This is a genomic window from Stutzerimonas sp., assembly GCF_982611455.1.
Map to the genome: position 1 here is coordinate 1 of NZ_CEXBBO010000034.1, position 11558 is coordinate 11558.

8 protein-coding genes and 3 pseudogenes are annotated in these 11558 nt (G+C 58.5%); 7 read left to right on the plus strand and 4 right to left on the minus strand.

The window, feature by feature from the left end; genetic code table 11:
- From AC2LD7_RS17805 to AC2LD7_RS17815, 3 pseudogenes are all read left to right on the plus strand, one after another.
- Positions 1-1076: pseudogene (locus tag AC2LD7_RS17805) on the plus strand (IS3 family transposase); the annotation flags it as partial.
- A 10-nt stretch (positions 1077-1086) separates the two neighbouring features.
- Positions 1087-1292: pseudogene (locus tag AC2LD7_RS17810) on the plus strand (transposase); the annotation flags it as partial.
- Positions 1292-1634: pseudogene (locus AC2LD7_RS17815) on the plus strand (transposase); the annotation flags it as partial. The pseudogenes AC2LD7_RS17810 and AC2LD7_RS17815, both read left to right, overlap by 1 nt.
- A 136-nt stretch (positions 1635-1770) precedes the next feature.
- Here the strand turns inward: AC2LD7_RS17815 and acnB are convergent.
- On the minus strand, positions 1771-4380 hold the full coding sequence (acnB, locus tag AC2LD7_RS17820) for a bifunctional aconitate hydratase 2/2-methylisocitrate dehydratase (protein ID WP_484599056.1): 2610 nt from the start codon (positions 4378-4380) through the stop codon (positions 1771-1773).
- Positions 4381-4784: 404 nt separating this feature from the next.
- On the opposite strand from acnB, the gene AC2LD7_RS17825 reads away from it, so the two are divergent.
- A complete protein-coding gene (locus AC2LD7_RS17825; protein ID WP_484599057.1) occupies positions 4785-5252 on the plus strand; it encodes a DUF1289 domain-containing protein in 468 nt (155 codons plus the stop codon).
- 57 nt (positions 5253-5309) lie between these two features.
- Here AC2LD7_RS17825 and AC2LD7_RS17830 read toward each other — a convergent pair whose 3' ends face one another.
- The gene (locus AC2LD7_RS17830) at positions 5310-6170 is read right to left on the minus strand and encodes a universal stress protein (protein ID WP_484599058.1); all 861 of its coding nucleotides are present in this window, start codon (positions 6168-6170) and stop codon (positions 5310-5312) included.
- A gap of 175 nt (positions 6171-6345) precedes the next feature.
- On the opposite strand from AC2LD7_RS17830, the gene AC2LD7_RS17835 reads away from it, so the two are divergent.
- Positions 6346-6951, plus strand: a complete 606-nt coding sequence (locus tag AC2LD7_RS17835; RefSeq protein ID WP_484599059.1) for a MiaE family protein — start codon at positions 6346-6348, stop codon at positions 6949-6951.
- A gap of 5 nt (positions 6952-6956) precedes the next feature.
- Here the strand turns inward: AC2LD7_RS17835 and lpxH are convergent, their stop codons facing one another.
- Together lpxH and AC2LD7_RS17845 are read right to left on the minus strand one after the other, a co-directional pair.
- Positions 6957-7679 (minus strand): UDP-2,3-diacylglucosamine diphosphatase, encoded by a 723-nt coding sequence (gene lpxH / locus AC2LD7_RS17840; RefSeq protein WP_484599060.1) that lies wholly within the window; start codon positions 7677-7679, stop codon positions 6957-6959.
- A 6-nt stretch (positions 7680-7685) separates the two neighbouring features.
- Positions 7686-8180 (minus strand): peptidylprolyl isomerase, encoded by a 495-nt coding sequence (locus AC2LD7_RS17845; RefSeq protein ID WP_484599061.1) that lies wholly within the window; start codon positions 8178-8180, stop codon positions 7686-7688.
- A 200-nt stretch (positions 8181-8380) separates the two neighbouring features.
- Here AC2LD7_RS17845 and AC2LD7_RS17850 point away from each other — a divergent pair, with 200 nt between their 5' ends.
- Together AC2LD7_RS17850 and cysS are read left to right on the plus strand one after the other, a co-directional pair.
- On the plus strand, positions 8381-10066 hold the full coding sequence (locus tag AC2LD7_RS17850) for a glutamine--tRNA ligase/YqeY domain fusion protein (protein WP_484599062.1): 1686 nt from the start codon (positions 8381-8383) through the stop codon (positions 10064-10066).
- Complete coding sequence (gene cysS, locus AC2LD7_RS17855) at positions 10066-11451, plus strand: cysteine--tRNA ligase (protein WP_484599063.1); 1386 nt, start codon at positions 10066-10068, stop codon at positions 11449-11451. Before AC2LD7_RS17850 ends, cysS begins: the two co-directional genes overlap by 1 nt.
- Positions 11452-11558 lie beyond the last annotated feature (107 nt).

An 11558-nucleotide genomic window follows, 5' to 3' on the forward strand; every position in this document is an offset into this window, starting at 1 on the left:
CAGGCGCATACATTGGCTCGCCGAGGATGGGGACCATGCCCGAGCAAAACCGCCCATTGACGCCAGAGCAACGCATCAAAGAGCTTGAAGAGCAGCTCGCTCTGTCGAACCAAAAAGCGCAGTTTTTCGAAGCTGTCGTGGATGTGTTGCAAACTGATTACGGTCTCTCTGTCGTAAAAAAGCGTCCCGGCAAGTCCTCTCGCAAAAACGAATCCAAAACCTGAGCATCAGCAGGGCTTGCCAGTTCATGGGGATAAGCCGACAGGCTTACTACAAGCGCAATCGCGCCTACGCTGCTCGTTTGGTTCTGGATCAGAAAGTTGCTGATTTCGTTACGCAAAAACGTCTGCGGCAACCCCGTTTAGGGGCGCGGAAGCTGCATTATTTGCTGCATTGCCAGTCAAAGCATGAGCTGCAAGTAGGTCGAGACCGCCTGTTTTCGATCCTGCGCGAGAGACGTTTATTGGTGGCCCGCAAGCGGGCGTATCACAAAACGACTGACAGCCATCATCGCTTTCGGCGACATCCGAACCTGCTCAAACCGGGTCCTGATCAGGTTGTTCCAAGCGGCCCGGAACAAGTCTGGGTGGCTGACATTACCTATCTGCCCACCCAAGAAGGTGTGGCCTATCTGAGCCTTGTGACCGACGCGTATTCGCGAAAGATCGTGGGGTATCACGTCCATGAAAGCCTGCACACCGAGTCGGTAGCGCATGCGCTGCGTCGAGCAGTGAGGCAACGTCAAACCGTGCAGCCGCTGATTCATCACTCGGACAGGGGTAGCCAGTACTGCTCGGGGCTGTACCAGGCGTTGCATGCGAAACACGACATCAGGTGCTCTATGACGGACGGCTATGATTGTTATCAAAACGCGTTGGCAGAGCGGGTCAACGGGATATTGAAGACAGAGCTTTTGCTTCAAAGACCACAGGATTTAGCACAGGCGAAGAAGATGGTGAGTGAGTCGGTAGCGATCTACAACCGCGAGCGTCCGCACCTGTCTTTGAAATATCAAGCGCCCGATGCGATGCACCGGGCGCTTGGGTGAAACAGGTGTAAACCTATTTCAGGACTAGACATACCGATCTGCTCAAGCTGTACCTTTACGGTTACTTTCAGCGCATCCGCTCCTCTCGCCGGAAGCTGAGTGCCAGCGCAACGTCGAGGTGATGTGGCTGCTAGGACGCCTGGCGCCGGACTTCAAAACCATCGCTGATTTTCGCAAGGACAACGGCGCGGCCTTCCAGGTGACATGCCGGGCCTTCGTGCAGTTTTGTCGCCAGGTCGGATTGATTGGCTCTATGCCGCGAACGCTCAAGACTGCGCACGCTGTCCACTCAAATCCCAATGCACCCAAGCCAAGCAACGTTATCTCTCGCGACATGCTCATGAAACGGCGTTTGAACGTATGGAGAAGCGAATGCAGGCCCATCCAGAAATGATTATCAGGCGCCGGTCCATTGTTTGAGGATCCCTTCGGTAACCTCAAACAATGGCTGTTTGGCAACGGCCGCTTCCTAATGCGCCATTTCAGTGGGGCTCGTACGGAAATGGCCCTGGCGGTGCAGGCGTACAACCTGAAACGAACCATCAACGTGCTGGGTGCACGTCGAATGATCGAACTGCTGGCCTGAGCTCGCTTTGCGCTGATTTTTTGCCTAAAAAGCAAAACGCCCCGAGCCAGTCGGGGCGTTTGCTTATCTACCGCTGCGCTTGCGGGCTGTTTTCACACAGTCTGCGAGGCGGGCTTTTCATTGGAGCGTTACAGCCTTAAACGGCAACCACATCGATTTTGGCTTTCGCCGCAGACTCGCGGAACTCGGCGATTTGATCGAAGCTCAGGTAGCGGTAGACATCTGCTGCCATGGTGTCGATCTGCGCGGCGTAGACCATGTACTCCTCGACGGTCGGCAGACGGCCGATAATCGAGGCGACCGCTGCCAGTTCGGCAGAAGCCAGGTACACGTTGGTCGCATCACCCAGGCGGTTGGGGAAGTTACGAGTCGACGTGGAGACCACGGTCGAACCGGTTTCGACCCGCGCCTGGTTGCCCATGCACAGCGAGCAACCCGGCATTTCCAGACGCGCACCGGCACGGCCGTAAATACCGTAGTAGCCTTCCTCGGTCAGCTGATGCTGGTCCATCTTGGTCGGCGGCGACAGCCACAGGCGGGTCGGCAGGGCGCCTTCGACTTTGTCCAGCAGCTTGCCGGCGGCCCGGAAGTGGCCAATATTGGTCATGCAGGAGCCAATGAACACTTCGTCGATTTTCTCGCCCTGTACGCTGGATAGCAGGCGAGCGTCGTCCGGGTCGTTCGGCGCGCAGAGAACCGGCTCGTTGACTTCGGACAGATCGATTTCGATGACTTCGGCGTATTCGGCGTCAGCATCCGCAGCCAACAGCTCCGGCTTGGCCAGCCAGGCTTCCATCGCCTGAGCGCGGCGCTCCAGGGTACGCGCATCGCCGTAGCCTTCGCTGATCATCCAGCGCAGCAGAGTGATGTTGGATTGCAGGTACTCGGCAATAGCCGCTTCCGGCAGCTTGATGGTGCAGCCAGCAGCAGAGCGTTCGGCGGAGGCATCGGACAGCTCGAATGCTTGCTCGACGGTCAGCTCGTTCAGACCTTCGATTTCGAGAATACGACCGGAGAAGATGTTCTTCTTGCCCTTCTTCTCGACGGTCAGCAGGCCCTTCTGGATGGCGTAGTAAGGGATCGCATGGACCAGATCGCGAAGGGTGATACCAGGCTGCATCTTGCCCTTGAAGCGAACCAGTACCGATTCCGGCATATCCAGCGGCATCACGCCGGTGGCAGCAGCGAAGGCGACCAGGCCGGAACCGGCCGGGAAGGAGATCCCCATCGGGAAGCGAGTGTGCGAGTCACCACCGGTACCGACGGTGTCCGGCAGCAGCATGCGGTTCAGCCAGCTGTGGATGATGCCGTCACCTGGACGCAGCGATACACCGCCGCGAGTCATGATGAAATCCGGCAGGGTGTGGTGCGTGGTGACGTCGATCGGCTTCGGATAAGCCGCGGTGTGGCAGAACGACTGCATCACCAGATCGGCGGAGAAGCCTAGGCAAGCCAGGTCTTTCAGCTCATCGCGAGTCATCGGACCGGTGGTGTCCTGGGAACCGACGGTAGTCATCTTCGGCTCGCAGTAGGTGCCCGGGCGGACGCCTTTGCCTTCTGGCAGACCGCAGGCACGACCGACCATCTTCTGCGCCAGGGTGAAGCCCTTGTTGCTCTCAGCCGGAGCTTCGGGCTTCTTGAACAGGTCGGATGGGCCCATGCCCAGCTCGGCACGCGCTTTTTCGGTCAGGCCGCGACCGATGATCAGCGGAATACGGCCGCCAGCGCGAACTTCGTCGAGCAGGACGTCGGTTTTCAGCTGGAAGGTGGTGACCAGTTCATCGCTACCATGACGACGGACTTCACCCTTGTATGGGTAAACGTCGATTACGTCGCCCATGGCCAGATCGGAGCAGTCGAACTCGATCGGCAGCGCACCAGCATCTTCCATGGTGTTGTAGAAGATCGGAGCGATCTTGGTGCCGAAGCAGAAACCGCCGGCGCGCTTGTTTGGCACGTTCGGGATGTCGTCGCCGAAGAACCACAGCACCGAGTTAGTGGCAGACTTACGCGAAGAGCCGGTACCCACCACGTCGCCGACATAGGCAACTGGGAAGCCCTTGGCCTTCAGTTCTTCCATTTGCTTGAGAGGGCCGACCGAGCCAGGAGCGTCCGGGTTGATGCCGTCACGAGCCATTTTCAGCATCGCCAGGGCGTGCAGCGGAATATCCGGGCGCGACCAGGCATCCGGCGCGGGGGACAGGTCATCGGTGTTGGTTTCGCCGGTCACCTTGAATACGGTCAGGGAAATCTTTTCGGCAAGCGGGGCGCGATTCTTGAACCACTCGCCTTCGGCCCAGGATTGCATTACGGCCTTGGCGTTGGCGTTGCCAGCCTTGGCTTTTTCGGCTACGTCGTGGAAGGCGTCGAACATCAGCAGGGTGTGCTTGAGTTGCGCGGTGGTAGTGTCGGACAATTCCGGGTTGTCCAAGAGGTCGACCAGCGTGACGATGTTGTAGCCGCCCTGCATGGTGCCTAGCAGCTCGACAGCGTGCTGCTTGCTGATCAGTGGGGAGGTAGCTTCACCCTTCGCGACGGCGGCGAGGAAGCCGGCCTTGACGTAGGCCGCTTCATCCACACCAGCTGGAACGCGGTTGGTGATCAGATCGAGGAGAAATTGTTCTTCGCCGGCAGGTGGGTTCTTCAGAAGTTCGACCAGGCCTGCGGTCTGCTCGGCGTTCAGCGGCTGGGGCACGACGCCCTGGGCGGCACGCTCTTCTACGTGTTTGCGATAGGCTTCAAGCACAGTTATTTACCCTCATCAGTGGTCCCTTGGGTGTCTCGGGACGCGCATCCGGAAGCTGTTTTCAAAGTTTTACGCCGGGTTTGGATGCCGGATGCGCAGGGTAGAGGGATCTGCGCATCCGGCGAATGCCGGTTCAACTGTGCTCGTGACGCTTTGAAAACAGCTTCGTACGGATCGTGGCGCCGAAAACGGCGGGCCGATTCTACTGGAATGGGCCGATAAAGTTAAGTGAGTCGCTGTGCCGAGCGGATTCTACAAGTGTTCGCGGGATATGGTGATACGCGGCAGAACCCGCGCGCTGCATGGTCTACGCAGCTAGAGGTGGAGTGCGAGGTGCATTCTCCAGTGACCCGGCTTGGACAAAAGTCTAAGATGCAGCGCTGTCCCTTGATCCATCGTCCGTCATGTCCAATCAGCGCATCAAAACCCCATGTGTGGGTCTCTGCTCGACCGTCTATGGTGATCTCGTCTGCCGCGGCTGCAAACGATTCCATCATGAAGTGGTGAGCTGGAATGCCTATAGCGAGGAGGGCAAGCGCTCCGTCTGGCGCCGACTGGAGCTGCTTCTCGCACAGGTGATGGCTGCCAAGCTGGAAATTTTCGATGCGGACCTGTTGCGCCGCCAATTGGAGAGCCGGCAGATCCGCTTCGTCGCCGAACAGTCGCCGTACTGTTGGGCGTATCAGCTGATCGCTCGGGGTGCCCGTGTGATCCAGCAGCTTGAGGCCTACGGCGTGGTACTGCTGCCGGAGTTCCGTGATTGGGCGTTACCTGAGCTTCGCGACGCCATCGACCGGGAGTTTTTTCTTCTGTCAGAGGCGCATTACCAGCGCTATATCGCTCCGCAGTTCCTGAATGAGACTGCCGGCTAGGTTCTGGCTGCGGAGTGGACGGCCGCGGTTACGTCTGCATAGCGTGCTTCGGTTGGCTTAGCGGCGCGCCAACTCATCCAAGTGTTCGATAATAGCGTCCGGTTTGAGTACCAAGACGTCGCTTTCCAGCGCATCCAGCACGACCTCTGCCGTATTCCCCATCAATGCACCGGAGAATCCAGTGCGGGCTACGGTGCCGATGACTGTGACGACGGCTTGGAGTTGATGGCAGACGCGAGGTATCAGAGCGTCCGCCGGGCCCTCTTCAATATGTAGTTGGTTGTCCGGAATGCCGAACTCGGCTTGGAACTCTCTGCAGGCATCGCGATAGCGCGCCTCGATGGTTTCCTTCAACTGAAACGCTGGGTCCGCAGCTGAAAGCATTGCCGAAGGATGAGCGCTGATAACGTGCAGGCTGCCCTCAGCGAGGGAGGCGATTTCGTAGCCATGGCTGATGATGCTGGTGTGAAGTGTTCGATGTTCGGTATCGGCGTTACCGACATCGACCGCAGCGAGGATATTGCCGCCAGTCCAGGGTGCTTCCGTCTTGGTCATCAGTACGGGGCATGGGCAGTAGCGCAGCAGCTTCCAGTCGTCCGAAGTCAGCAGGGCGCGCTTTAACGGGCTGTCGGCGACATGTTGCTTGATTACCAGGCCACACCCTTCGGCCTGCTGTACCGCGATGATGGTCCGGTAAAGATTTTCATGCCAAGCCTGATGGGTGTCGACCGCATGGTCCTGGTTCTCCAGCTCAATCCGAAGCCTGGCGAGATACTCGCGGTGATCATGTTTGCCATCGCAGATCAGGAGATGCAGTCGCGACTCGCTAACGCTCGCAATCAGGCGAGCCCGCTTCAGGGCCAGGTTTTCGGGCAGCTTTGGGTCAATTACCACGAGAATACTGCGAGTGGCTTGCATGATCGGCTCCGTTTCCGGTTTCGGATGATTTCACTATAGACAAGCCAACCACGCTGGCCAGTGACGCAAATCAACCAGTCCTGGTCGTGGCGGACGCTCTTCGTATAATGCGCTGCCGACGACAACGGTCGCGTTGTCGCCGCTATTCATCTCCTTCAAATACCAGAACCTCACCATGCTTCCCGAACTAAATGAATTCCTTGGCTGTGCCACGCCTACCGCCTGGGTCGATGTGGCATTGCAGAATCAGGACGTAATGCTCATCGACCACGGCAACTGTGAGAAAAAGGCCGCCGGTGCCGCCTTTCAGTTGATGTTCCGCTATATCGACAAGCCCGACTTGCAGAACAAGATGTCGCGGTTGGCCAGGGAAGAGCTACGGCACTTCGAGCAGGTGCTGTCGATCATCCGCAAGCGGGGGATTGGCTTGCGCAATGTCGGGTCGTCCCGCTATGCCGGGGGGTTACGGGAGTTGGTGCGCAATCACGAACCCCACCGCCTCACCGATACGCTGGTGACTGGTGCGTTTATCGAGGCGCGCTCTTGCGAGCGTTTCGCAATGCTCGTGCCGCATCTGGATGAAGAGCTCGGCAAGTTCTATCACGGCTTGCTCAAATCCGAAGCGAGGCACTTTCAGGACTATTTGAAGCTGGCGTATCTCTATGGGGATGCAGCGGATATCGATGCGACCATCGTCCGGGTGCGTGAGCGAGAGCGTGAGCTGATAGAAAGTCCCGACAGCGAGTTTCGCTTTCATAGCGGCGTTCCGAGCGCCGCTTGATCGGTTCAGTTCAGGTCGAATGCTGCCTGGTGGAAGCCTGACTCATCGACCCGCAGCGCCCAGCCCTGCCGGTCCCAATCACCCAATACGATGCGGCTGGCGGGCTGCCCGTCGATCTGCAACGAATGCGTTGCGGGTCGATGAGTGTGGCCGTGGATCAACCTGTGAACCCTGTGCCGCTGCATGACCTGGACGACTTCGTCCGGGGTCACGTCGACAATGTCGCTGGCTTTCATTCGCGTCTCTTGCTTGCTGCTCGAACGCAGCTTTTGTGCCAGCTGTTGGCGCCTGGTGAGCGAGAGGTTGTGCAAGATAAATAGGCTGAGTGGGTTGCGCAGCCAGCGGCGCAGGCGCATGTAGCCTTCATCTCTGGTGCATAGGCTATCGCCGTGCATCAGCAATACGCGTTCGCCGCCGAGCTGCGCCACGTAAGGGTCCGCCAACAACGTGCAGCCCGCTTCACGACAGAACGCCTTGCCAATCATGAAGTCGCGGTTGCCATGCATCAGATAGATACGAGTCCCGCTTTCACTGAGTATCCGTAACGCTCCGGCGATTTCATGCTGAAAGGGCGTCATGCCGTCATCGCCGACCCAGACCTCGAAGAAATCTCCAAGAATGTAGAGCGCCTCGGCCTGGACGGCGCGAGACTCAAGGAAACGAAGAAACGCCCGGGTGATGTCCGGGCGTTGTTCTTCGAGATGCAGATCGGAAATCAGCAGGATCAAGAATGCTTACTCGACGATTTCGGCTTTCTCGATGACGACGTCTTCCACCGGAACGTCCTGATGGCCCGACTTCATGGTCGTAGAGACGCCCTTGATCTTCTCGATCACGTCCATGCCTTCGACGACTTCCCCGAAAACCGCATAGCCCCAACCTTGTACGGTCGGCGCGGTGTGATCGAGGAAATCGTTGTCCTTGACGTTGATGAAAAATTGCGCAGAAGCCGAATGCGGCTCCATGGTGCGCGCCATGGCCAGGGTGCCGGTCTTGTTGGAAAGGCCGTTGTTGGCTTCGTTCTTGATCTGGCCGCGGGTAGCTTTCTGCTTCATGCCGGGCTCGAAGCCGCCGCCTTGGATCATGAAATTACTGATCACTCGATGGAAAATGGTGCCGTCGTAGTGGCCGCTCTTGACGTACTCCTTGAAGTTGGCAGCGCTTTCAGGGGCCTTGTCTTCGAACAGCTTGACGGTGATGACACCATGATTGGTATGGAGTTTGATCATTAGAAACCTTCCTTATGAGGCGAGAGGAGAATCGCGCCGCGACAGCGCACCCGGCACGATTATCAAGATGGACGTCGCTGCTGCAGAGCGTTGCGCGACAGGGCGCTTTGCTCTGTCAGGGGGTTGACGGGTCCGCTATGATAGGCGCTTTGATTTGGCGGGCCTACCCTGAGCCGCGCACGCAGATCGTTAAGGACATCATGAGCAAGCCTGAGACTACCGCAGCCACCAATTTTCTCCGTCCGATCGTTCAGGCTGACCTGGACTCGGGCAAGCACACCAAGATCGTCACGCGCTTTCCGCCCGAACCCAACGGTTATCTGCATATTGGCCATGCCAAATCGATTTGCCTGAATTTTGGTTTGGCCAAGGAGTTCGGCGGCGAGTGCAACCTGCGCTTCGACGATACCAACCCGGCCAAGGAAGATCAGGAATACATCGATGCGATCAAGAGCGACGTGCAGTGGCTCGGCTTCGAGTGGGCAGGCGAAGAGCGTTACGCTTCCGACTATTTCCAGCAGCTGCACGATTGGGCCGTCGAGCTGATCAAGGCTGGCAAGGCCTACGTCTGTGATCTGACTTCGGAACAGGCTCGCGAGTACCGAGGCAGCCTCACCGAGCCAGGCAAGAACAGCCCGTTCCGCGAACGCTCGGTGGAGGAAAATCTGGATCTGTTTGCGCGGATGAAGGCCGGGGAGTTTGCTGATGGCGCCCGCGCGCTGCGTGCGAAGATCGACATGGCTTCGCCGAACATGAACCTGCGCGATCCGATTCTCTATCGCATCCGCCATGCTCATCATCATCAGACCGGCAACGACTGGTGCATCTATCCGAGCTACGATTTCACGCACGGCCAGTCGGACGCCATCGAGGGCGTGACCCACTCGATCTGCACCCTGGAATTCGAAGATCATCGTCCGCTCTATGAGTGGTTCCTCGAAAACCTGCCGGTCCCGGCTCGCCCACGTCAGTATGAATTCGCTCGGCTGAACCTGAACTACACCATAACCAGCAAGCGCAAGCTCAAGCAGCTGGTCGATGAAAAGCACGTCAGCGGTTGGGATGATCCGCGCATGTCGACGCTCAGCGGCTATCGTCGCCGTGGTTACACGCCCGCGTCGATCCGGACCTTCTGCGACATGATCGGCGTGAACCGTGCCGGCGGTGTCGTGGATGTGGGCATGCTCGAGTTCGCTATCCGCGAAGACCTCGATGCCAACGCACCACGTGCCATGTGCGTGCTCAAGCCGCTGAAAGTCGTCATCACCAACTACCCGGAGGGTCAGGTCGAGAATCTGGAACTGCCGCGTCACCCGAAGCAGGACATGGGCGTGCGCAAGCTGCCGTTCGAGCGTGAAATCTATATCGATGCCGGCGATTACGAAGAGAGCCCGCCGAAAGGCTTCAAGCGCCTCGAACCCAACGGCGAGGTGCGTTTGCGCGGCAGCTATGTGATCCGCGCCGAGGAAGCGATCAAGGACGCAGACGGCAATGTGATCGAACTGCGTTGCTCATACGACCCTGACACTCTTGGTAAGAACCCGGAAGGTCGAAAAGTCAAGGGTGTCATTCACTGGGTGCCGGCAGCAAAGAGCGTCGAGTGTGAGGTGCGTCTGTATGACCGTCTGTTCCGCTCGGCCAATCCGGAGAAGGCGTCCGGTGAAAACGAAGAGCAGGGCGGTAGCTTTCTCGACAATATCAATCCAGGCTCGCTGGTCGTACTCAAAGGTTGCCGCGCTGAGCCTTCGCTGGCGTCCGCTGAAGCCGAAGATCGCTTCCAGTTCGAACGTGAAGGCTATTTCTGCGTCGACCGAAAGGATAGCTGGCCGGACGCTCTGGTATTCAACCGTACCGTGACGCTTCGCGATTCCTGGGGAGGCCAGTAATGGCGTTGTCGATCTACAACACGCTGACCAAGGCCAAGGAGCCGCTCAGGCCGCTAACCGGCAATCAAGTCCGCATGTACGTCTGCGGTATGACGGTCTATGACTTCTGCCACATCGGGCATGCACGGGTAATGGTGGCATTCGATGTGATTTCGCGCTGGCTGCGCCATCGCGGCTACGAGCTGACCTATGTGCGCAACATCACCGATATCGACGACAAGATCATTCGGCGCGCCCAGGAGAACGGTGAATCCTTCGAGGCCCTCACTGGCCGCATGATCGCCGCGATGCATGAAGATGAAGCACGGCTCAATGTGCTGCGTCCCGATCTCGAGCCGCGCGCCACCGAGCACATTACTGGCATGCACAGCATGATCCAGACCCTGATAGATAAGGGTTTTGCGTACGCACCGGGTAACGGAGACGTGTACTACCGGGTCGGCAGGTTCGTTGGTTACGGCAAGCTGTCACGACGCAAGATCGAAGATCTCAAGATCGGTGCGCGCATCGAGGTCGACGAAGCCAAGGAAGACCCGCTGGACTTCGTGCTGTGGAAAGCCGCCAAGCCTGGCGAACCGAGCTGGCAGTCGCCCTGGGGGGCAGGGCGTCCGGGTTGGCATATCGAGTGCTCGGTGATGTCCACTTGCTGCCTCGGGGAAACCTTTGATATTCACGGCGGCGGCCCTGACCTGGTATTCCCGCATCACGAAAACGAAATCGCCCAGAGCGAGGCGGCTACAGGCAAGCAGTACGCCAACGCCTGGATGCATGCCGGCGCGGTGCGTGTTGACGGGGAGAAGATGTCCAAGTCACTGGGTAACTTCTTCACCATTCGCGAGGTGCTGGAAAAGTATCAGCCGGAAGTGGTGCGCTACCTGTTGGTGTCGAGCCATTACCGCAGCCCGATCAACTATTCCGAAGACAGTCTGAAAGAAGCCAAGGGCGCGCTTGAGCGGTTCTATACCGCGCTCAGGGGCTTGCCGGCAGCGTCTGCAAAAGGCGGAGAAACGTTCGTGGCGCGTTTTGGCGAGGCAATGGACGACGACTTCAACTCACCCGAAGCCTGCGCCGTGCTCTTTGAAATGGCACGCGAGATCAACCGCCTGCGCGATACGGATTTGCAATCCGCTGCAGCCCTCGCTGCGCGATTGAAAGAATTGGCAGACGTGCTCGGCGTGCTTCAGATAGACCCCGACGCATTTCTGCAAGCTGGTGCAGCGGGCAAAGTGGATGCAGCCGAGGTGGAAACGCTGATCGCCGCGCGTCTGCAAGCGCGTGCAGACAAGAACTGGGCCGAGTCTGACCGTATTCGCGATCAGCTAACCGCCATGGGCGTTGTGCTGGAAGACGGTAAGGGCGGAACGACCTGGCGTCTAAGCGAATAAGTTGCACAGCCCGCCGTCAGCCCCACGCAATGGATTAGCTACAACCACCGGTGGGCTGAAGCCCACCCTACGTCGGAAGCGCCACAGCGTCGGTGGCGAAACCATCA